The sequence below is a fragment of the Acinetobacter sp. YH12108 genome (assembly GCF_013419055.1).
In the GTDB taxonomy this organism is placed as follows: domain Bacteria; phylum Pseudomonadota; class Gammaproteobacteria; order Pseudomonadales; family Moraxellaceae; genus Acinetobacter.
Genome location: NZ_VPAW01000008.1, coordinates 108,584 through 131,578, shown reverse-complemented (window position 1 = coordinate 131,578; position 22,995 = coordinate 108,584). Strand labels below are relative to the sequence as shown.

The window sequence follows — 22,995 nt, the reverse complement described above, 5'->3', positions numbered from 1 at the left end:
TCTCACTGAAATGAGACGATGCCAGCATCGTCTTTTTTCTCTTACACATTTCTTCATAATTCTACAGCTTCACTACATTTCCCCTCTTTTCAATTTTGAAAATATCTTTAAGCTAACAAATTATTGTTCTACATGTAATTTTTGAGTTTTTTGATGAAACATACATTAATTAAAAGTTTAAGTTTATCTGTTGTTGCTGGTATGACACTTTGGGGCAGCTCGGTTTATGCAGCAAATGAAAATATTGAAGTCACCCCGAGCCAAGAAATCACCAAGCAAGAATTAGCTGCAATTTATGTCCTTTCTGAAATTTGCCCAAGCATGGTCAAAGACAAAGCAAAATTCAATCAGGGGTATAACCAGCTGGTGACTGAATATTTGCCCGGCCAAAAAAATCCGGTTGAGCGCCTGAACCAGATGGTAAAACAGTCAGATTTCCGTAACATTCTGGCCGAAGCACAGAGTGATGCCAAAAAGGCTGGCAAGAAAAAGAATCAGGCCATTTGCAATGAGTTGGTGAGCTACAGTAAATAATCCACTTTTTGCGTGATTGCTTACAATACTTTTGAAATAACCCCGGGTTTCCCATAGAAGTCAGCCTAGCTTTGTCCTAAAATGCTAGGCTCTTCGTGCTTACATCAAGATATTGGAACCCACTAGAAATGACCCAAAAAACTGCCCTTGCTGCATTATTATTAATTCCTAGTTTTAGCTTTGCAGCAACTGTCTTATCTGCACCACCAGAATTGAATAATAAATCTTATGTGCTAATGGACTACGAGACAGGGCAAATTCTCGCATCAAAAAATGAAAATGAAAAATTAGCCCCTGCTTCAATGACCAAGATGATGACCAGTTACATCATCGAGCAGAAGTTATTAAGTGGTGAGCTGACTGAAGATGAACAGGTTCGCATGAATGAATCTGCATGGTGCCGTGGTAGCAGTGCAGAATCATGTATGTATGTGCCTTTAAATGGTACGGCGACTGCACTAGAAATGTTGCGCGGGATTATTATCCAGTCTGGTAACGATGCATCTAAGGCGATGGCTGAACATATTGCAGGGAACGAGGGTACCTTTGCACATATGATGAACCAGGAAGCGAAACGGATTGGCATGACCAATACCAGCTTCATCAACTCGACTGGTATGCCAGCTGAAGGCCATTATTCGACTGCGAAAGATATGGCAACTTTGGCTCAGCACATCATCAAAGACAGTTCAAAATACTATCCAATCTACTCTGAAAAAGAGTTTACTTTTAACGGGATTAAGCAAGGCAACCGTAATGCCCTGCTCTATACTGATCCAAGTGTAGATGGTTTGAAAACTGGTCATACTGATGAAGCCGGTTACTGTTTAACGACCTCTTCAAAACGTGGCCCGACTCGTCTGATTTCAGTGATTTTCGGTGCACCAACCATGAATGAACGTGCATCGCAAACACGTGAACTTCTGGCTTGGGGTTATGCAAACTTTGAAACCAAAAATGTTCAACCCGCTAAACAGGTTCTAGCCAAGTCTAAAGTCTGGTTTGGTAAGGAGAATGAAGTTCAGATCGGACTTGCAGAAAACTTTAACGTGACTATGCCTAAAGGTCAGGCCAATACCATCAAGACTCAATTGGTCGTTCAGCCTAAACTGACTGCGCCTTTACAACCAGGTCAAGTCGTAGGTAAATATGTGGCGACTTTAAACGGCAAAGTGATTGCTGAGAAACCACTTGTTGCACTGAAAGCAGTTGAAGAAGCTGGTTTCTTTGCCCGCATGCTGGATCATATCAAACAATTCTTTAGTAACCTGTTCTAATATTTATTATCAATATTAGATCTTACTAAAGCCAAAGCACACATTCATCGAATGTGTGCTTTTTTATTTTATAATGCTTCTAAACTTTCAGGATGATACTGACATGAGCCAAAACATTCGCCCTTATCTGGATACTCGCCCGCAAGTCGCTGACTCTTGTTATATCGATCCGATGGCGGTGGTCGTAGGTGATGTCGTTTTAGGCGAAAATGTATCTGTGTGGCCTTTTGCCGTAATTCGTGGTGATGTGAATCATATTCGTATTGGCAAGAACTCGAATGTACAGGATCATTCTATGTTGCATGTGAGTCATAAAAAGGCGGATAAACCTGAAGGTTCACCACTGATTATTGGTGAAGATGTGACGATTGGTCATCATGTAAAATTACATGGCTGTACCATCGGTAATCGTGTTTTAGTGGGTATCGGTACAATTATTCTCGATGACGTGATTATTGAAGATGATGTGATGATTGGAGCAGGTTCACTGGTACCACCGAATAAGGTATTAGAAAGTGGATACTTGTATGTAGGCAGTCCAGTCAAAAAAGTGCGTCCACTGACTGAAAAGGAAATAGCTTTCTTGCCTTATTCAGCACAAAACTATGTGAAAGTCTCAGGCCATTACAAATAAATCGATAAATTAAGGCTACTTTACGTAGCCTTATTTAAATCAAGGAATAACCACATAATCATTCTTAAAACTATTGGCTTTAAAGTCTCCCTCTACCAGATGCACAAATTTCTGGTCAATCTTGTTCAGTTCTAAACAATCATCCACATCAATCACGGCATCGGTATGAGGTTTAAACCAAGTTTTTTCAATGGCCAGCTTGCCTTGTGCTTTAGCCTCAGTCTTATTTTTAGCAGCAACTACCAGATATTTATGGATTTCACCAAACTGATCTGGCACATAAGCACCTAAATTGATCAGGAATAATTTTAAATCCTGTTTTACAGGTATATCCGTCACCTGAACCTGATAATTCAGATCCTGATAGCTAACACCATTGATCGTCATCCAGCCATCGACATGCAGGCCTTTTTGCACACCAAACCATTGTTCCTTCAGATATGGAAAAGCTGTCTTAATATCTGAACTAATGACCGGAACTACATCATGTACTTCTACATTGGCTTTTTCATGCTTGCCGCCCAATAAAGTAATGTAGAGCTTGAGTTCAGACATAAAAAAATCCTTTAAAAGCAAAATAGAGAGACTTTAGCCGCATAGTGTAAATGAAACTTACTCGTTCAACTTCAAGTCAATCATCTCATATTTTTAAAAACCTGAAATTTACTTAAATCAGCATCAACATATTGGATAAAAAAATCCTAATTTGATCTATTTTTAAGCAAGCTTATTTGTATTAAAATAAGGTCCGAATTCCCCTTCTCTTATAAGTGAGTCACGCCAATGAAGTAAGTCTATTTTTCTCATCAACGATTATTTTTAGATTGATGTGCAAAATAGATTGTCTGGCTTGATCTTTCTTCTAGAAAAAAATCCCTTGTTTATTTTGTGCATCCTGTATTTATGAGGTTATTTATGACTCAACAGGCATGTGTAATATCCAATCTGACTTTAGAATTCCCGTCCAAAGTCATATTTCAGAATTTAAATTTTACCCTTCCTAAAGCTCAGGTCAGCGCTTTAATTGGCCGTAATGGACAAGGTAAGTCTTTGCTCATGCAGCTTTTGCATCAGACTCAGCATTCTACTCCACATTGCTCAGGTCAAGTTTCCTGGCAAATGCATCATGCCTATCTACCACAATTGCATCGGTTAAAGGCAGCCACAATTGCTGAAGCACTCGAAGTAAGTCAATTACATCGTGCTTTTAAAAATGTTGAACATGGTACAGCCAGTTTCGAGGATTATGAGCTACTTGAGGATAGTTGGCACTTGCCGCATGAATGGCAGCAACTGTTGAGCTCAGCACAATTACCCACCGATCTGGACTTTCCTGTGCAATATTTGAGTGAGGGCCAAAAGACCAAACTTGCTTTATGTAGCTTGTTCTTAAAGCCTGAATATTATTTATTGCTGGATGAGCCAAGCAACCATCTGGATCGTGAAGCACGGACATGGTTAATAGAGCATTTAAACTTACATCCTGCTGGTGCATTGATCATTAGTCATGACCGGACTTTGCTAGATCAGGTTGATCATATTTATTATTTAAATGAGCATGGATTACAGCACTCTACAGGAAACTATGCGGAGTTTTTTGAACAGTATCAGAAAAATGTCACTTCACTCGAACAGTCAATTCAGCAGAGTCAGCGTGATATTAAACAGATGAAGCACAAGCAGCATGACGTTTTAATGAAAGCACAAAAGCGGGAACGTGCCGGAAACAAATTACGTGATTCGAATTCCCAAGCCAAAGTGCTTTTAGACTTTAAAAAAGAACAGGCTGGTCAAAGTATAGGTAAAGTTCAGGCACAGCACCAACGGCAAATTTCCAATGAACAATCTGAGTTAAAATTTCAAAAGCAGCAACTCGAAAAGATAAAACCTCAGCTATTTCAATTTCCAGACCTTAAACCACAGTCTGGTGAAATTCTGCGGGTTAAAGAGTTAAAGCTTCCTTTTGGTACTCCACAGCCTGTGAATCTTGCTTTAAGTGCAGCTGAAAAGATCCATATTTCAGGCCGAAACGGAATTGGTAAATCCACTTTGCTGAAACTGGTCGCCCAACAAAAGCAGCAACCTCTGGATCAAATCTTTCTGGCACGAAACTGTTTTTATCTGGATCAAAATTTTAGTTTTCTCAATGAGGCACTAAGTGCGATTGAAAATTTAAGGCAGATGAATCCTGATATTCCGGAAGTGGAATGGCGTAATCTGTTGGGCCAACTCAGAATTCGTGGTGATAAAGGTACTTATCCTTTGTCTCAGTTAAGTGGTGGTGAAAAGCTGAAAGTGGCGTTATTAGGTCTTAGCCAGGTCTCTCCTCAACCCGAACTTTTATTATTGGATGAGCCAGAAAATCATCTGGATATTGAGTCTAAAGCTTTGTTGGCAAGTGCAATTCAATCTTATACAGGCGCTGTGATTTTAGTTTCACACGATGAACAGTTTGTGCGTGATTGCGGGATCACTGAAGTATTCAATATGAATGATTTTAATTAAACTTATATACGTAAAAGCCACCTCAACAGGTGGCTGATCACTCTCAGGAAATAAACTTATTGATTTGTAGTCACACTCTGAGAATATAAATTTAATAAATATTTTGACAGTATGGTATTCCCCACAAATAGAGAGCCTGATTCACTTAGGTGTCCATAATCCACCTGAAGCAGGTCTTCTCCTTGAGCTGCCCGAATCCGACATTTGTATTGTTGCTGAAGATCATCTTTTTTACATAGATGATCAATAAGAGATATATAGGTAATTCCCTGAGGATATTGTAATTTTTTCATTTTCTCGTCTACCTGAACTGCTCTTAAATCCAGTCCGGCATCAAATATAAAATCTTCAGCACTATTCCAGTTTTTCGGTTTCACCATGACTTTAGGAAGTGAAGGTTTCCATTGCGAAATTGGCCCCACAATGACGATATTGGATACGCCAAGCTGAAGCAAACTTTTCCCGATATTTTCCCAATTGGTTTCGTCGTGTTTCAGAGCTTGGGTGATGACCACAATTTTGGGCTTAAGTTCTGCGATGCTCTTTAGTGCCAGTTTATTCGAATAATCACAGGCTTCTTTATAAGCTCCTTTATGGTAGTTGATCTCGGTCAGCGATGCGCGGCAAATGGAAGAGGTTTTCTGATAAAAAGGGATATCATTGGATTTCAGTAATGTCCTCAGCCCTAAAGAAAGTGCCTCAGCATGAGAATCTCCCCATAAGAACACCCCGCCTTCCTTTTGTTTCGTGATACAGACCGGATCGGGATCATAACTATTATGCTCGGTCAGGCTCACGTAAGTATCACATTTCAGCCAGTATGCATCCCTTAAATTTTTGAATTTCTCATTATAATAATCTAAGAATTTTGCCTGTTCTGAGGCTGCGCCTTGGCGCAGATCTGTATTAAAACCATTAAATATATTTAAAGTAATTCCTAAGCTCATGAGCACTAGAGAAAAATAAAGTGGTTTTATACGATAAATATCTTTCCATTGATGGTATGAAGGTAATTTAATCTGCTCAATATACTTATAGCTCAGAAAACCTAACCCTATAGAAAGTACTATTCCGGCATACACATAATACTCAGGCAATGAGTAGATATAGATCAGCACCACCAAAGGCCAGTGCCAGAGGTAAATAGAATAAGACCAGGTCCCTAATTTTTGAAACACAATATTATTGGTAATAACGCTGTCATTTTGATGTGACTGAATCATCAGAAAAGTGCCGATAACAGGAAAAACTGCCAGATAGCCAGGCCACAAATCTTCTGCTGAAATGAAGAAGTAAGACCCCAGTATAAGTGCCAATCCCGTTCTTTCCAGCAACCTTTTCTTATTTTCCTGCAAGTTCAAAGGGTAAAGATAAGCAATTCCCCCGATCATCATTTCCCAGGCTCTGGTAGGTAACAGGAAATAAGCCGGATTTGGCCATTTGTAGGTAGCGATCACAGATAGAATGAATCCTAAAATTGTTCCTGCCAGCAGCACAAATTTCATGGTCTGGATGGACATGAACTTGCGCATGGCAATGAGAACGAGCGGATAAATCATATAGAATTGCCATTCGACGGAAAGTGACCAGGTATGTAATAACCACTTTTCGTGAGTGCCTGCCTCAAAATAACCGGATTCCTTCCAGTAACTGATATTGGATAAAAAAGTCATGCTACTCGCTGCATGCTTACCCAATAACTTGTAATCAAAAGGTGTCAGATAAAACCAGCCAAAAATCATTAATACCAGACACAGCGCGGCCAAAGCCGGAATAATCCGATTCGCACGAGCCACATAAAATTTCAGAATAGAAAATTTTTCATGTTCTAAATCTTTAAATATGATTCCAGTCATTAAAAAGCCTGAAATCACAAAGAAGACATCTACTCCAACAAAACCGCCAGGCATCCAGGCCGCATTAAAATGAAATAGCATGACTGCAATCACGGCAATTGCTCTGAGGCCATTAATGTCTGTTCTGAATTTCATTGGAATCCTGTCCTATAAAGCCTGTTATTTATTTTAATTGTTATGAAATACTGCTAATTTTTATTAAATTTTATTTTAAATCAAATTCTTATATTAAAGCGTAGAATGCAAATATTACTGTTTTAGTATTTTATGTACTCATTATATTCTACGTTTTCTTTTTCGCCAAATACCTTTATTGTTAATCATCTAAATTAAAATCCCGAGTATCGACATAGCCACCGCCGCCTAAATTTTGTAGAATACAGTTTTTATTCCATGGTGCTCCTTTATGACCGCTTGGACTGCTCACGTCACTGTTGCAACTGTCGTCGAAAAAAATGGAAAATTCCTGTTCGTTGAAGAACATACTGAAGGTGTCACCCATACCGTATTCAATCAGCCAGCAGGCCATGTGGAGGCAGGTGAAACCATTGTCGAAGCAGCTATTCGTGAAACCATGGAAGAAACCGGCTATCAGGTTAATGTCACTGATCTGATCGGCATCTATACCTATACCCCACCGATGTTCCCGGATCGTACCTATTTCCGTTTCTGTTTGAGAGCAGAAGCCATCAGCCATGATGAAAATGCTGAACTGGATACCGGTATTGTCGGTGCAGTCTGGATGACGCTGGATGAACTGGTTGAAACCGCACGTGCTCGCAGCCCATTGGTGATTAAAGCCGTGCAGGATGCCCAAGCTGGCAAACGCTATCCTTTATCGCTCATTTACGAGCACCAAAATTCTCCCTTAATTTCAAATTTGGATGCCTAATCCTATGCAACAACGTGTCATCGTCGGTATGTCTGGTGGTGTAGATTCATCTGTGTCTGCAGCTCTCCTCCTTCAACAGGGTTATCAGGTTGAAGGTCTTTTCATGAAAAACTGGGAAGAAGATGACGGCACAGAATACTGTACGGCAATGGAAGATCTTGCCGATGCACAAGCCGTTTGCGACAAGATCGGGATTAAACTGCATACTGCCAACTTCGCGATGGAATACTGGGATCGCGTGTTCGAGCATTTCCTGGCTGAATATGCTGCTGGCCGTACGCCAAACCCGGATATTTTGTGTAATAAAGAAATTAAATTCCGTGCCTTCCTGGATCATGCGATCAATCTCGGCGCCGACTTTATTGCCACCGGTCACTACTGTCGTCGCGGCGAGACCATGACCAATTCACGTGGTGAGCAATATGCTCAATTACTGCGTGGTTATGACAATAATAAAGACCAGACTTACTTCCTGCATGCGGTTCATGGTCGTGAAATTAATAAGACCCTGTTCCCTGTCGGTGAAATTGAAAAACCACAAGTACGTAAAATTGCAGAAGAATTAGGTCTGGCAACAGCCAAGAAAAAAGATTCTACGGGTATCTGTTTTATTGGGGAACGTCGCTTCAATGACTTCTTAAAGCAATATTTACCAGCGCAACCTGGAAAAATCGTGCTGGAAGATGGCAAAGAGGTTGGTGATCATCACGGCTTAATGTACTATACGCTCGGTCAACGCGGCGGGATCGGTATTGGCGGTATGAAAGGCGCGGAAGAAGGTGCCTGGTTTGTGCTGCATAAAGATATCGAAGGTAACCGTCTGGTGGTCGGTCAAGGTCATGAACATCCACTGATGCAAAGTACCATATTGTGGTCTGAAGCGATTGACTGGGTAGCCGGTGAACAGGATATTCCTGAATCAGGTTTCCGCTGTACGGCAAAAACCCGCTACCGTCAGCCTGACCAAGCGTGTACTATTTTCAAGGATCCAGAAACACCAAATGGTGTTCGTGTTGAATTTGATGAGTCGCAACGTGCTGTGACCCCGGGTCAAAGCGTTGTATTCTACTCAGGTGAAGTTTGTTTAGGTGGTGGCGTGATTCATCATACCAATGCGCCTAAACCTGATTTTATTAAAGGATGATTTCGGCATGACGGAGTTACCGTTTCAACAAGCCACAACGTTGAATGTTCGTCAAAATCGTGCATTGGCGCTGGCAGGGGTTTTTCAGGCCACCCAGCTGACGCATATGACTGCATTGACGGGACAGCAAAGCATTGGTGAAAGCGGTAATTTCTATTTTGAGCAGTTGATTAAAGCCAGTTTAAATATCCGTCCAAGTGGCAAGTTAAATGCCCAGACCTTAGACTTCTTTAATCAGCTGGCCGATATTTCCCTCGGTTTAAAAACCCTGGAAAGCAGCATTACCCAACCTTTTAATACGTCCCCAAAATCCAGACTTCCAAAACTTTCATCGACCAAACTTCCAATGTCCTATGCCATGGCACTTCTTCAGTTAGAAAAGAAGGTCTATAGTAATCCCAAGTTTGTTGAAATCATCGAACAATCCCAGCAAAAAATCCTCAGACAGCTCTCCTTCTTCGATAACAATTACATGCACCCCAGCATCATTGCCAATCTCGCTCAAACCTATGTCGATACCGCCGGACAGATCAATCCGCGGATCATGGTGCGTGGCAATGCTGAAGCCTTTAAAGATTCCGGTCATACCAACCGCATCCGTGCTTCACTCTTTACTGGACTGCAGATGGCGCACTTATGGCGTCAGCTTGGTGGCAGTTCATGGGGCATGATTTTTGGCAAGCGCAAGCTGCTACAGGATATCCAAAATCTCGCGCGCTTACAGTTTCAGGTGATCTAAACCATGTTGTTGTACGCGCACCGTTTTTCGTTTAATTCCAAAATTTAGGGAATCGATATGAACGCTTTAACTGCACTTTCTCCATTAGATGGACGCTACGCTAGCAAATGTGATGCGCTGCGCCCTTTTCTTTCTGAGTTTGGTCTGATCCATGCTCGTGTGACTGTTGAAGTGCGTTGGTTACAAGCGCTTGCCAACCGTCCTGAAATCACTGAAGTGCCAGCTTTCTCATCTGAAACCAATGCTGCACTTGATGCGATTGTTGCAAACTTCTCTGAAGAAGATGCCAACCGCATTAAAGAGATCGAACGTACTACGAACCACGACGTGAAAGCGGTGGAGTATTTCCTGAAAGAAAAAATTGCAGGGATTGAAGAGTTAAAAAATGCAGGTGAATTCATTCACTTTGCATGCACCTCTGAAGACATCAATAACCTGTCTCATGCGTTAATGCTGAAAAATGGCCGTGATGTTTTAATCGCGTCTATGCAACAAATTATCGATTCAATCGTGGCTTTGGCTGAGACTCATGCTGAACAGCCAATGCTATCTCGTACCCACGGTCAAACTGCCAGCCCAACCACTTTGGGTAAAGAAATGGCGAACGTGGCTTACCGTCTGGCTCGTCAAATCAAACAGTTCAAAAATGTTGAATTGCTGGGCAAAATCAACGGTGCTGTAGGTAACTACAATGCACACTACTCTGCTTACCCAGAAATCAACTGGCCTGCTCACTCACAAGCTTTCGTGGAATCTTTAGGTCTGACTTTCAACCCGTACACCACTCAGATCGAACCGCACGACTATATGGCGGAACTGTTTGATGCACTGCGTCGTTTCAATACCATCCTGATCGACTTTAACCGTGACGTTTGGGGTTATATCTCTCTTGGCTTCTTCAAACAAAAACTGAAAGAAGGCGAAGTGGGTTCTTCTACCATGCCGCATAAAGTGAACCCAATCGACTTTGAAAACTCTGAAGGTAACCTGGGTATTGCAAATGCCGTATTGGCTCACCTGGGCGAAAAACTGCCTGTATCTCGCTGGCAGCGTGACTTAACTGACTCTACTGTGCTTCGTAACATGGGTGTTGGTTTTGCACAAAGCTTGATCGCGTTTGAGGCATGCTTAAAAGGTATCGGTAAACTTGAACTGAATGCTGCTCGTATTCTTGAAGATCTTGACCACGCACAAGAAGTTCTGGCTGAACCAATCCAAACAGTAATGCGTCGTTATAACGTTGAAAAACCATACGAAAAACTGAAAGCACTGACTCGTGGTCAAGCGATGACTCGTGACATGATGGTGAGCTTCGTGAATGGTAATGAGCTTGAAGCAGTTCCTGCTGCAGACCGTGCACGTCTGGCTGAAATGACCCCTGCAACTTATACAGGTAATGCTGCTGACCAGGCAAAACAAATTAAAGACTTAATTTCTAAAATCTAATTTAGATAATTAAGACCAAAAGCGAGGCTCCGGCTTCGCTTTTTTATTTATAATTATTTTCAACTTTAAAACAAAACGACAGATAACAAGATGATAGATCATCGATTGAGCGGCAAACATTTGATCAGCCTGGGGGTTTTGGTGGCTGCGATCATTGTTGCCAGCATTCAGCCTCTGGAAATGCAATCCTATTTACTGCATCAGACCGGTACCCTATTTATGATCGGTATGCTGATTTTCTGCCTGTATAAAATCGGACTCAGTTTTCTTAGTTTTAATCTGTATATTCTGTTTTTATTCATCCATATCGTTGCAGCACATTATCTATATTCTTATGTGCCTTATAATGACTGGATTCAGACACTGTTTGGCTTTGACCTAAATACTCTCATGGGCTGGTCTCGCAACATGTTTGACCGTTTTGTGCATCTGGTTTTTGGCCTGTTGCTCTATCCTGTTTTTTATCGACTGTTTCAGGTCTGGTTACCCCAGCAAAAACCATTCACCATTTTTCTTTTAGTCATTCAATTTGTGATGGCAACCAGTCTGATTTATGAATGGATTGAATGGCTGATCGCCATTGGCTTATCACCTGAACAGGCGGAAAGTTATAACGGCCAGCAAGGTGATATGTGGGATGCCCATAAAGATATATTATTAGCGACAGTTGGGGCGATGTTTACTGGTGGATTGATGTTAATTCCAGCAAATAAAAAAGCCCACTAAAGTGAGCTTTTTTATTTGCTGGAATTAAAGACTTAGATTTTATATTTTCTTATTTTAAATTATGGAAGTGGGCAATATCGCTGCCAATCATCTTTCATTTTTTGCAATTCATTACCCGTCAATATCTCGCTGTAATAAATATAATAGGTGGCATCGGGATATTGAATCTCATGTCTGTACATAATTCCACGTAGAGAAACAGGCAACTCTTCTGGGAAGTCATCCGCTAAATTCAGTTCCTCAAATTCATAGTTAAAATAACAATTTTGGATTGCTAAAAATGCTTCAGCCACGGTCATCTTTCTGCTCTTAATGGAAATATGCTTCATTTTAGCTGATGAGCAGTAACCATGGCTGATATTTATGAAGGTTCAATCCATTTAACCAGCTTAGATTCTGCCAAATGCGGATATTTGAACTTATCTAAATATTCAAAGCAGGCTTTTTGACCTTGAGGAATTTTCTTTAGATGCTTATCAAAAAATAGATGACGATTATGTTGAGTATCATCAAAGCGGATGCTGACACGCTCAAAGTAACCACTCCGACGAGCATTGAATTGGTAAAATTGAATCACGCCACAGTCCTTCGAAGGACTAACTGGTGGAGCATCTGGCTTTAAAAATGCGTAAAGTAAAAAGATTGAAGTGCCCGGAAGAAAGCTGAGCCAAAATAAAATCTTCTTCGATTCGTCAGTGGTCAATTTCGCTTCAGAATAGAGCATAAATAGCATCGGAATAAAAATGATACTGAATAAGCCTAATAGTAAAAGAAACGTGAGCATATAAATGAGAAACTTCTATAAGTCAGTTACTTATAGCACAATTTTTTGATTTTAAATCATAAAAAAAGCCCACCGAAGTGAGCTTTTAGATTCATAACTGAATAACCAATTAAAGTTTAGGATCACGCATCTGTACCAGATTTGAATTGGCTTTGGTTAATGTATCTACTACTTTATTCATCACCGCAGGGATAAAAGAATCTGCAATTTGTGCTGCTTGCAAACCTAGTTTTTCGCCCAGCGTTGGTTTTTTACGGGTCTGGATTAAATACACATCATGTTGTGGTAATAGGCCTAGCAGATATTCATCGGAAGTTTGCAGTTTATCTACCAGATTCAGGTCTAGGGCATCCTGACCATACCAGTGTTCACCCGTTGCCACTTTTTCAACATTTAACTGTGGACGATATTTTTCCACGAAGTGTTTAAACAAGGCATGTGTCTGTTGCAATTCTTCTTCAAACTTGGCTTTGCCCTCTTCGGTATTTTCACCAAACATGGTCACCGTACGTTTGTATTGACCCGCAGTATAAAGTTCAAAATCGATCTTGTTTTCTTTCAGCAGACGGTTAAAGTTCGGCACCTGTGCCACTACCCCAATTGAACCCACAATCGCAAACGGCGCAGAAATCACTTCATTTGCAATACACGCCATCATATAACCGCCACTGGCTGCCACTTTATCGACACAGATGGTCACATGGAAACCCGCTTCACGTAAGCGCACCAGTTGCGCAGCTGCAAGACCATAACCATGTACCATACCACCCGGACTTTCTAAACGTACAATGATACGATCACGACCAGCTTTTGCTGTAGATAGAATCAGGGTAATTTCTTCACGCAGGCTTTCTACTGCAGACGCAGCCATATCACCTTTAAAATCGAGCACATAGATTTTCTGGTTAGTTTTCTTACGCGCACGCGCTTCTTTTGACAATTGCTGGCTCAATTGCAAAAGTTCCAGTTTAGATGAAGTTGTTTGCGCTATTTTTTTTCGTTGCTCATTAATGCGCGCATTCAAATGACTAATACGGATTTCAGCGGGTAATTTGGGGGTATGAAATAACATAAAAATCGGGTCTCAATTATTTATATAGGTTTTATTTTAAGATAAGGTCAAATGAATTTTTTTCAATAGAATATTGTTGTTTAATTGCTGAAACGGAGCAGTATCCATATGGTCTTAGTAAGGCAAAAATAATTCGCACTATAGAAAATTAATGCCATGTTGATAACCTGCCCAGAGAATAACACCCAGCAATATAGCAGAATTCGTATATAAGGCTTTTTCCTGCTTTTTGAAATAGAAATTCAAACTGAGTCCATACAGCAATCCAATCAGTGTATAAAACATGCTGCCGCCTTGTAATTGATGCCACAAACCACCAATGCCTAAACTTAATGCGATCAGCAGCATCAGAAAAACTGACATCTTTTTGAGTGTTTCCATAGCGGATGCAACCTTTTCTTAACATCTATCTTTTGACAGCTCTGCCATGTCAAAGACGGCATATTCTATAAGAATTTAGGGCACAATAGGATTCGGTTTATTTTTCCACATTTCACTGATTCAATTGATATATCTTCTATTCTTTGGTTACTTTTGGATATAAAAAAAAGAGCTTTTTAGCCCTTCTTTCTTGAGTGAGATAAAACTTCTTAACCAAAACGCCCTGTAATATAGGCCTCAGTGAGCTGATGATCTGGCTGGGTAAAGACTTTCTCGGTCGAGTTGACTTCGATCAGATCACCTAAATGGAAATAAGCAGTCCGATCAGAGACTCGCGCTGCCTGCTGCATGGAGTGAGTCACAATAGCAATGGTGTATTGGGTTGAAAGCTCGGAGATCAGTTCTTCAACTTTGGCTGTTGCAATCGGATCGAGTGCTGAACAAGGTTCATCCATTAGAATCACTTCAGGAGAAACGGCAATCGTCCGTGCAATACATAAACGCTGCTGCTGACCACCCGACAGCCCCGTACCCGGCTGATTTAAACGGTCTTTGACTTCATCCCATAATCCCGCTTTACGCAAGCTGTTTTCTACAATTTCTTCCAGATCATATTTATCCCGTGCCAGACCATGCAATTTTGGCCCATAAGCGACATTGTCAAAAATCGATTTTGGAAAAGGGTTTGGCTTCTGGAACACCATCCCCACCTGCGCACGCAGCAATACCACATCCAGATTCGGATCATAAATATCCTGATGATCCAGCAACACCTTACCGGTCACACGACAGCGATCAATCGTGTCATTCATCCGGTTTAAAGTACGCAGGAATGTTGACTTACCACAACCTGAAGGACCGATAAAAGCAATCACTTCATTTTCATAGATGTTCAGATCAATGCCTTTAATTGCTTCTGTTTCACCATAGTAAACATGTACATCTGAGGTACTGATTTTGACCTGATCTGACTTTTTCGGTGCTTTGTTTTCAGCCTGAGTATCAAACTGGGAAACAAAAGCAGTCGCCGGCTTTTGGGTCACAGAATCTTGGGTAAATTGTGTATGTTGTGGATTCACAGACGGATCCTTTTCTAAGGCATTTATAGTTGGATTTGCTGTATTCATATTCTGCTCTTCCTTACCAACGGACTTCAAATTTCTTACGTAACCAGATGGCTAAGCTGTTCAGGCTGATCATCATGGCCAGAAGTACAATAATGGCTGCTGCAGTACGTCCTTCGAAGAAGTTACGTAGCTCATTGCCTTGCCACAGGAAAATTTGCACCGGCAATGCTGTGGATTGATCAAATGGTGAAGCCGGTACACTTGCGACAAAAGCACTCATCCCGATCAATAATAGCGGGGCCGTTTCACCCAGTGCTTGTGCCACACCAATAATCGCCCCCGTCAAAATACCCGGTAGTGCAAGCGGTAAAACATGGTGAAATACGGTTTGTAAGCGTGATGCACCTAAGCCTAATGCTGCCTGACGGATGGATGGCGGTACGGCTTTGAGTGATGCACGCGTAGTAATAATCACAGTCGGTAATGTCATCAAACTCAGTACCAAACCACCGACCAATGGCGCTGAAAGTGGCAAATGCATCCAGCCAATAAAAATCGCTGCACCGAGTAAACCAAAGACAATGGAAGGAACTGCTGCAAGGTTATTAATATTCACTTCTACGACATCGGTAATCCAGTTCTTCGGTGCAAATTCTTCAAGATAGATGGCCGATGCTACCCCGATCGGAATCGAGATAAAGATCACGATCAGCATCATGAACAATGAGCCCATAAATGCGCCTGCGAGACCTGAGGTAGCAGGTGAACTGCGCGAGTCCGGACTGGTAAAGATATTGGTATTAAAGCTACTTTCTATGATTCCGGCAGCTTTCATATCATCCGCAAGCTGACGGACTTCAGGACTGAGCTGTTGCTGTTCATCGGGCAGATCGCGGTCAATATTGCCAGCTAGCCAGACATCAACATTGGCATCTGCCAGAATTTTCACGTTCTGGGTTTGACCAACCAGAGCAGGATTATTCAGTACCATATCCCGCAAACGATACGCTTCTGAACTGGTATATAAATAGCCCAGTTCATCACGCTGGCTTTCCAGCTTACTCTCTTTGGCAATCATGCCATTTATAATCAAGGCATCCCAGTCGACCAGACCGACCTGCATTTGCCAATCCACCATACGCTGCTCAAATTGTGCCAGGGACTCTCCCGCAGCCTGCTTAGGTTTTGGATCAATATTGACAATGGCTGGATCAAAATGAATCGGCAAGCTCATACTGCTTTGCCAGAATGCTGGCAAACCTTTGCCCAAAATACTGCCGAAAAGCACCACTACAAAGAACAAACCAGCCAATACAGCAGAAAGCCCCATGACACGAAAGGTTTTTTCTTTGCGATGACGTCGTGCCAGAGAGCTCTGAATGGTCTTCCTGCGCTTTTCACGTTGCTCAGCAGCCACAGATGGATCAATAGGCTGATCTACAGGCGTTGTATTTGAAGTACTCATTAGTCGTATTGCTCTCGATATTTACGCACGATGTACAGTGCAACAATGTTCAGCCCCAAAGTAATGACAAACAAAGTAAGACCTAAGGCGAAAGCCACCAGCGCCTGCGGACTGGCAAAGTCAGTATCACCCGTCAACTGATTGACGATGGTAATGGTCACTGTTGAAACTGCTTCCAGTGGATTGGCATGCAGTTGCGGACTGTTTCCTGCTGCGAGTACCACAATCATGGTCTCACCAATGGCCCGCGATGCCGCCAGCAAAAAAGCGCCAATAATGCCGGGTAAAGCGGCTGGTAAGACAACCTGACGAATCGTTTCAGATTTGGTCGCGCCCAGACCTAAAGAACCATCCCTCAAGGCACGTGGGACCTGGGTAATAATGTCGTCTGATAAAGAGGAAACAAATGGAATAATCATGATGCCCATAACGAAGCCAGCAGTAAGCGCACTGGTGGCATTAATATCAATACCGACCAAAGCACCTAGACTTTTAAGAAATGGCCCCAGAATCATTAAGGCGAAAACACCGTAGACAATCGTTGGAATTCCAGCCAAAACCTCAATGGTCGGCTTTGCCCAAGCTCGGAAGCGTGGTGATGCGTACTCGGCCAGATAAATCGCAATCATCAGTCCTAAGGGGACTGCAACAAGTAATGCAATCCCGCTGACCATCAATGTTCCCCACAGCAATGGCAATAATCCATAACTGCCTTCGGCATGACCCGTGGTGCTAAAACCCGGATCCCATTCGGTGCCAAAGAAGAAATCCAGTGGACTGACAAAGCTGAAGAATCGCATGGCTTCGCCAAACATCGACATCACAATGCCGAGTGTGGTCAGGATGGCTACTCCAGAACACAAGGCCAGTCCGATATTCATGATCTTTTCGACCTGATTCCGTGCACGAAAATTCTGGCTGATCCGTTTTTTTGCCCAGACCAGACTGGCCAAAGCCACAGAAATAACAACTGCCAGTTTGGCAAAAGTACCGATGGTAGAAAATTTAGCTAATTGTTCTGCTGCTGCAAGTTCATAAGCAGCTGGCTGATCACTGACACCGAAACCGGAAGCCAATGCCTGTACACGGTCTATGACCACACTCAGACTGGCTTGATCCAGATGAGTCAAAACATCATGAGGCAGGTGCTTAATTACGACCTGTTCCAGCAGGCTAGGTTCAACAATGTTCCATGCCATCAGAATCAAAAATGCAGGAAGTCCACACCACAAAGCTACCAGTGCGCCATAATATCCAGGACGTGAATGTAGCATCGCAGAATTATTGCCCTGACCTGCTAGTTTCCGGCTTTTACTTAATCCGATTTGATAGGCGATGGCAATTAAAGCCAGTAACACACCTATAAGTAGCAGATTCATGTATTCTCCATGGTTCTTTTCAGGATTTTAGTCTGTAAAAAAACTTGCTTGTTATGAAAAGCCGATGACAGGTCGACTGTCACCAGCATTTTCCTAAATCCTGTTTTATTTCACTACTACGGCTTTTGCAGCCTTAAAGTTTGCCAGCACTGCTGCACGTTCTTTGTCTGACATTGAAATCAAGCCGGCTTTTTCCAGCTTGGAACCCTTACCTGATACTTTTTTATTCAGGAAATACTCTGTGAACTGTTGCAAACCTTTGATTGATTTCAGGTGTTCGCCTTTGACATAGAAGAACAACGGGCGAGATACTGGATAAGCCCCATTTAAAATGGTCTTTTCAGAAGGTGCCACGTTATTGACTGTAGCTACACGTAGCTTGTCGCGGTTTTGATCGTAAAAGCCCAGGCCGAATACGCCAACAGCGCTCGGTGAGGTTTTTAAGCGAGCCAAGGTTTCAGTATAGTCACCTGAAATTTCAACAACACGGCCATCTTTACGGAAGCTGGTACATGCTTTTTTCTGTGCATCTTTCGCTAGAGCCTTAATAGCAGCATACGATTCACAACCTGCATCCACCATCTTCTCCTGGAAGACTTCACGTGTGCCATGATTCGAAGCTGGAATTACTAGCGTGATCGGCTCATTCGGTAATGATGAATCAATTTGGTTCCAGCGAGTATATGGGTTAGCCACCATTTTCCCTTTAGAAGGTAACTGCGCAGCTAAAGCAGCATAAACATGCTGAGGTCGTAATTTATAAGCGGCTTTATTCGAATTAGATGCAAAGACAATCCCGTCATACCCGATCTTGATTTCTAGTACCTTGTTGACACCATTCTTTTTACATTCTGCCAGTTCGGCACTTTTGATTTGACGCGAAGCATTGGCAATATCAATGGTATTGTCCCCTACACCATTACAGAACTGTTTTAGGCCGCCAGATGAACCACCCGAACCAACGACTGGTGTTTTAAACTGGGGGAAGGTATTGCCAAATTCTTCAGCGACAATACTGGCATAAGGTAAAACAGTAGAAGAACCTGCAATTTGGATGGTGTCACGTGCTGCATTCGCTGTCGTGGATGCCGCTATCCCCGCTGCAATTAAGATTGCTATATTTGTTAAGCGCATTCTGGATCTCTCTCATTTATTAAAATTTCGAGTACATCACTTTTGATTCAGTTGAGTACCTGTTTTGATACTCACATTTTGATTTTGGAATATGACAGCCGGGTTACAGCTTTATGACGGTTTTATGATAATTAATCCGTCACCTGATCAAGACAATATAATAGAAGAAAGACCCTGTTCAGGGCCTTTTTATTTAAGTGGTGGGTTCAGTAGATTCAGGCAAGAGCACAGGTTTCCTGCGATATTTCATCACATACATCACCGTCAAAAACAGCAACCAGACCGGCACCAATGCAACGGCAATCTGCATTTCTTTGGTAAAGCTCATGATCATTAAAATCATGATGATAAATGAAATCGTCAGGTAATTACTCCAGCGGCCAAACAGACTTGGGAATGCGGTCGTCTGCTGCTGTTCCTGCATGGCTTTTCTGAATTTCAGATGGGTCAGTGAAATCATCAGCCAGTTAATCACCAGAGCTGAAACCACCAGTAGCATCAGAATACCAAAAGCTTCACCCGGCATGAGGTAATTCATTAATACACAGATACCGGAGACTGCTGCCGAGAATAGAACAGCATTTACCGGGATACCACGGCGGTTAATTTTCTTTAAGAATGCCGGTGCATTACCCTGCTGAGCCAGACCCAACAACATGCGGGTATTACAGTAAATACAACTGTTATAGACTGAAAGTGCAGCGACCAAGACTACAAAATTAAGAACATTAGCCACGCCGTGACTATTCAATGACTGGAAAATCATTACGAACGGACTACCGCCTTGCGCCACCAGATTCCATGGATAGAGACATAGCAACACACCTATGGCGCCAATATAAAAAATGAGTACACGGTAGACAATTTGATTGACTGCTTTTGGAATGGTCTTTTCTGGATTTTTGGTTTCACTAGCAGCAATACCAATCAGCTCCAGCCCACCAAATGCAAACATAATCACGGCAAGTGCCATCATAAAACCCGACCAGCCCTCAGGGAAAAATCCGCCATGCTGCCACAAGTTGGTCACACTGGCCTGACTTCCTGCAGAACCGCTAAACAGCAGATAGATCCCGAATCCGATCATGCTTAAAATGGCAATGATCTTGACCATGGAAAATATAAATTCGCTCTCACCGAAGAATTTGACATTGACCAGATTGATCCCATTCATAAGCAGGAAGAATGCCAGTGCCGTGAGCCAGGTCGGAATCTCCGGCCACCAGAACTGAATAAAAGTACCAATTGCACTCAACTCAGCCATACTGACTAAGACATAGAGCACCCAATAGTTCCAGCCTGAAATAAAGCCTGCTTTTTTGCCCCAGTATTTATTGGCAAAATAACTGAAAGAGCCACTGACCGGTTCATGCACTACCATTTCACCCAATTGGCGCATGATCAGAAATGCAATGATACCAGCGATGGCATAGCCCAAAAGCACTGATGGGCCTGCCAGCTGAATCGTATGTGATAAACCTAAAAATAATCCTGTACCGATCGCTCCGCCTAAGGCGATTAGCTGAATATGCCGGTTGGAAAGCTGTTTTTTTAATTGATGATCTTCAACATCCATATTGTCACTCCTTGTGAACAATTTTTTTTAATTTCTACATTTTGCTAGATTGCCTTTTTGTAGGGAGGTGTATTCTGCTCAACCAGCTGCTTATAACCATATTCACCATAGTCATAGCGTGCCACGACTTCAGCAAACTGTTTTAAGCGTTGTGGAGCATCCATACGTGGAAGTTGCAGTTCAATCAGACATAATTCCTCAGCCTGATGAACTTGTGCGAGTGTACGCTTTAATTCTGCCGGGGTTTTCACTATATGAGCCTGATGCGGGGTATCTGCAGAAAAGACTTGGGCAAACTGACTGTATTGCCAGTTCTGAATATCGTTATACTTGGCATTTTCACCCATGATCAAACGTTCAATGGTATAGCCGCCATTATTCAAAATAAAAATTACAGGTTTTAAGCCTTCTCTTAATAAGGTTGAAAGCTCCTGAATGGTCAGCTGAATCGAACCATCACCAATAAACAGCAGATGACGGCGCTGTGGTGCAGCAAGCATACTGCCAAGCAAGGCAGGCAAGGTATAGCCGATTGAACCCCAGATCGGTTGTACCAGATACTTGGCGGTCACAGGTAAGGTCAATCCAGACAACCCCGCATTGGCGGTGCCCACTTCTGCCACAATCACATCATCTTCCTGTAAGAATTCAGAAATCTGCTGCCAGAGTGCAGTTTGGCTCAGCGCAGTATTTTCTTCGATCTGTTGAGTTTGTAACGATGGTTTTGGTGCAGGATTAAAAGTACGTGGTTGATCATCTAAAGTCTGTTTTGAGATAGCTTGGATCAACTGAGCTAAATCCAGTCCACTGATCATCTGCCCATCCAGACAAAGACAGGAATCCGCCAGATACAACATATTTTGTACGGATACACGATGTGAGAAAAATGCGGTGGCAACATCGGTAAAACGTGGCCCAATAGCGATCAGGCAATCCGACTGTTCCACCAGCTGACAAGTCGATGCTGCGCTTGCTGCACCTGCATAAACGCCCGCATATAAGGGGTGACTTTCATTCATGATATTTTTGGCAGTAGACAGACAGGTATAGGGAATCTGCATGCGCTCAGCCCAATTTTGCAGCATATCGGTAAGCTGGAAAATTTCTGCTTCATTGTCAATGAGCAGGACTGGCTGACGTGCCTGTTTGATGCGTTTGGCTATCCGTGCCGCAGTTTCTTGCAGAAGTTTTGGATCACTCTGTGGACGGCTCAGATCCAGAGGCTGCTTAGGTACTTTAATCTGAAGATGGGTAATATCCGATGGAAGCTGGATATGAACCGGTCGACGCATCAATATACATTGCTTTAATACCCGGTCAATTTCACTCACTGCATTGGCTGGAGTCAAACGTGTCTGTGCCACGGTAAATTCGCGCATGCAGTTCATGATATTGTCATAATCGCCATCAATCAGGGTATGGTGTAACAAAGCACCCTGCTCTACGGCATGCAAAGGCGGGATACCGGAAATATGCACCATGGCAACCTGCTCGGCATATGCACCTGCAATGCCGTTAATCGCGCTCAAATCACCAACCCCATAAGTGGTCAGTAAAGCGCCGACACCATGCAGACGGGCATAACCATCCGCTGCATAAGCTGCATTTAGCTCATTACAGTTACCAATAAATTCCAGTTTCGGATCAATTTCGATCTGTTCTAAATAGGAGAGATTAAAGTCGCCTGGCACACCAAAAATATGCTGAATTCCTAGCTCTTGCAGGCGCTGATTAAGGTACTGACCAATTTCCATAAACATTATTATTTTCCCTATCACTTATTATGCTTCAATTACAGAATATTGCATTTCATTTTCTGATTTCGTGCATAATGCAAGTCACAATGATTCAAAAACACATAAAACGTGTATCGGATAAGGATTCAATGCAATGGATGCAATGGATAAATTTGACTGGAAAATCATCCAGGCTTTGCAAAAAAATGGGCGCCTGACGAATCAGGAAATCGGAGATTTAATCGGTTTGTCAGCCTCTCAATGTTCTAGACGGCGTCAGCTGCTAGAGCAAAAAGGAATTATTTTAGGTTATAGCGCCTGCATTCATCCTGAAGCTTTGGGAGTTGCAGTTTTGGCTATGGTACAGGTCAATCTCAAAACACATGACGCAGCAGCGAAGATCGCTTTTCAACAATTGATTGAAGAAGAAGAAGCTATTCAGGAAGCTTTTTCTTTAAGTGGTGATGCAGATTTCATGTTAAAAGTAGGTGCTAAAAATCTGGAAATGCTGGCAAATTTTGTGACTGAAAAATTGCTGAGCTGTAATTTTATTGGTCATATCAAATCTTATATTGTCTTAAATAAATTCAAGCAATTACATTTTGATTTTCAGGCTGCCCGCCCTTTATTACGTTGATATATCTTAAA

The 22,995-nt window shown here is 42.3% G+C and carries 22 protein-coding genes; 10 read left to right on the top strand and 12 right to left on the bottom strand.

Annotation, left to right across the window (positions count from 1 at the left end; genetic code table 11):
* Positions 1-153 precede the first annotated feature (153 nt).
* The 3 genes from FTU46_RS07195 to FTU46_RS07185 all read left to right on the top strand — a co-directional run bounded on the left by FTU46_RS07195 (position 154) and on the right by FTU46_RS07185 (position 2,445).
* A complete protein-coding gene (locus tag FTU46_RS07195; RefSeq protein WP_004782633.1) occupies positions 154-534 on the top strand; it encodes an MCR_0457 family protein in 381 nt (126 codons plus the stop codon).
* Between the two features lie 128 nt (positions 535-662).
* Positions 663-1,811, top strand: coding sequence for a D-alanyl-D-alanine carboxypeptidase PBP5/6 (dacC, locus tag FTU46_RS07190; RefSeq protein WP_180104644.1), 1,149 nt, complete (start codon positions 663-665; stop codon positions 1,809-1,811).
* Positions 1,812-1,914: 103 nt separating this feature from the next.
* Complete coding sequence (locus FTU46_RS07185; protein ID WP_180015331.1) at positions 1,915-2,445, top strand: gamma carbonic anhydrase family protein; 531 nt, start codon at positions 1,915-1,917, stop codon at positions 2,443-2,445.
* Positions 2,446-2,484: 39 nt separating this feature from the next.
* Here FTU46_RS07185 and FTU46_RS07180 read toward each other — a convergent pair whose 3' ends face one another.
* Entirely contained in the window at positions 2,485-3,000 is a 516-nt protein-coding gene (locus tag FTU46_RS07180) for a DUF1543 domain-containing protein (protein WP_180003449.1), read from the bottom strand.
* A gap of 360 nt (positions 3,001-3,360) precedes the next feature.
* Here FTU46_RS07180 and FTU46_RS07175 point away from each other — a divergent pair, with 360 nt between their 5' ends.
* Positions 3,361-4,950: an ATP-binding cassette domain-containing protein gene (locus FTU46_RS07175; RefSeq protein WP_180104643.1), complete on the top strand. Its 1,590-nt coding sequence runs from the start codon at positions 3,361-3,363 to the stop codon at positions 4,948-4,950.
* 56 nt (positions 4,951-5,006) lie between these two features.
* Here FTU46_RS07175 and FTU46_RS07170 read toward each other — a convergent pair whose 3' ends face one another.
* The gene (locus tag FTU46_RS07170; RefSeq protein ID WP_180104642.1) at positions 5,007-6,941 is read right to left on the bottom strand and encodes an acyltransferase family protein; all 1,935 of its coding nucleotides are present in this window, start codon (positions 6,939-6,941) and stop codon (positions 5,007-5,009) included.
* A 271-nt stretch (positions 6,942-7,212) separates the two neighbouring features.
* On the opposite strand from FTU46_RS07170, the gene FTU46_RS07165 reads away from it, so the two are divergent.
* The 5 genes from FTU46_RS07165 (at position 7,213) to FTU46_RS07145 (ending at position 11,753) form a co-directional block, all read left to right on the top strand.
* The gene (locus FTU46_RS07165; RefSeq protein WP_179992255.1) at positions 7,213-7,698 is read left to right on the top strand and encodes an NUDIX hydrolase; all 486 of its coding nucleotides are present in this window, start codon (positions 7,213-7,215) and stop codon (positions 7,696-7,698) included.
* A gap of 4 nt (positions 7,699-7,702) precedes the next feature.
* On the top strand, positions 7,703-8,842 hold the full coding sequence (gene mnmA, locus FTU46_RS07160; protein WP_034703632.1) for a tRNA 2-thiouridine(34) synthase MnmA: 1,140 nt from the start codon (positions 7,703-7,705) through the stop codon (positions 8,840-8,842).
* Positions 8,843-8,849: 7 nt separating this feature from the next.
* On the top strand, positions 8,850-9,581 hold the full coding sequence (gene hflD / locus FTU46_RS07155; protein WP_004782648.1) for a high frequency lysogenization protein HflD: 732 nt from the start codon (positions 8,850-8,852) through the stop codon (positions 9,579-9,581).
* A gap of 57 nt (positions 9,582-9,638) precedes the next feature.
* Positions 9,639-11,027: an adenylosuccinate lyase gene (gene purB / locus FTU46_RS07150; RefSeq protein ID WP_034703634.1), complete on the top strand. Its 1,389-nt coding sequence runs from the start codon at positions 9,639-9,641 to the stop codon at positions 11,025-11,027.
* 90 nt (positions 11,028-11,117) lie between these two features.
* Complete coding sequence (locus FTU46_RS07145; RefSeq protein ID WP_180104641.1) at positions 11,118-11,753, top strand: DUF2238 domain-containing protein; 636 nt, start codon at positions 11,118-11,120, stop codon at positions 11,751-11,753.
* A gap of 59 nt (positions 11,754-11,812) precedes the next feature.
* Here the strand turns inward: FTU46_RS07145 and FTU46_RS07140 are convergent, their stop codons facing one another.
* From FTU46_RS07140 to FTU46_RS07095, 10 genes are all read right to left on the bottom strand, one after another.
* A complete protein-coding gene (locus tag FTU46_RS07140; RefSeq protein ID WP_159123128.1) occupies positions 11,813-12,052 on the bottom strand; it encodes a hypothetical protein in 240 nt (79 codons plus the stop codon).
* A 62-nt stretch (positions 12,053-12,114) separates the two neighbouring features.
* Entirely contained in the window at positions 12,115-12,537 is a 423-nt protein-coding gene (locus FTU46_RS07135; protein ID WP_180016697.1) for a hypothetical protein, read from the bottom strand.
* A gap of 109 nt (positions 12,538-12,646) precedes the next feature.
* Complete coding sequence (sohB, locus tag FTU46_RS07130; protein ID WP_159123126.1) at positions 12,647-13,609, bottom strand: protease SohB; 963 nt, start codon at positions 13,607-13,609, stop codon at positions 12,647-12,649.
* Between the two features lie 138 nt (positions 13,610-13,747).
* Positions 13,748-13,990 (bottom strand): hypothetical protein, encoded by a 243-nt coding sequence (locus tag FTU46_RS07125; protein WP_180104640.1) that lies wholly within the window; start codon positions 13,988-13,990, stop codon positions 13,748-13,750.
* A 209-nt stretch (positions 13,991-14,199) separates the two neighbouring features.
* The gene (gene pstB, locus FTU46_RS07120) at positions 14,200-15,117 is read right to left on the bottom strand and encodes a phosphate ABC transporter ATP-binding protein PstB (protein WP_218945654.1); all 918 of its coding nucleotides are present in this window, start codon (positions 15,115-15,117) and stop codon (positions 14,200-14,202) included.
* A gap of 13 nt (positions 15,118-15,130) precedes the next feature.
* Positions 15,131-16,522 carry a phosphate ABC transporter permease PstA gene (gene pstA, locus FTU46_RS07115; protein ID WP_180104639.1) on the bottom strand — a complete coding sequence of 464 codons (1,392 nt, stop codon included), beginning with the start codon at positions 16,520-16,522 and terminating at the stop codon, positions 15,131-15,133.
* Positions 16,522-17,901, bottom strand: coding sequence for a phosphate ABC transporter permease subunit PstC (pstC, locus tag FTU46_RS07110; RefSeq protein ID WP_180104638.1), 1,380 nt, complete (start codon positions 17,899-17,901; stop codon positions 16,522-16,524). The genes pstA and pstC overlap by 1 nt, the downstream gene beginning before the upstream one ends.
* A 105-nt stretch (positions 17,902-18,006) precedes the next feature.
* The gene (locus FTU46_RS07105) at positions 18,007-19,035 is read right to left on the bottom strand and encodes a substrate-binding domain-containing protein (RefSeq protein ID WP_180104637.1); all 1,029 of its coding nucleotides are present in this window, start codon (positions 19,033-19,035) and stop codon (positions 18,007-18,009) included.
* Positions 19,036-19,228: 193 nt separating this feature from the next.
* Positions 19,229-20,611 (bottom strand): amino acid permease, encoded by a 1,383-nt coding sequence (locus tag FTU46_RS07100; protein ID WP_159123120.1) that lies wholly within the window; start codon positions 20,609-20,611, stop codon positions 19,229-19,231.
* 44 nt (positions 20,612-20,655) lie between these two features.
* Positions 20,656-22,371, bottom strand: a complete 1,716-nt coding sequence (locus FTU46_RS07095) for an alpha-keto acid decarboxylase family protein (protein WP_180104636.1) — start codon at positions 22,369-22,371, stop codon at positions 20,656-20,658.
* A 139-nt stretch (positions 22,372-22,510) separates the two neighbouring features.
* Between FTU46_RS07095 and FTU46_RS07090 the strand changes: the two genes are divergently transcribed.
* Complete coding sequence (locus FTU46_RS07090) at positions 22,511-22,984, top strand: Lrp/AsnC family transcriptional regulator (protein WP_180053220.1); 474 nt, start codon at positions 22,511-22,513, stop codon at positions 22,982-22,984.
* Positions 22,985-22,995 lie beyond the last annotated feature (11 nt).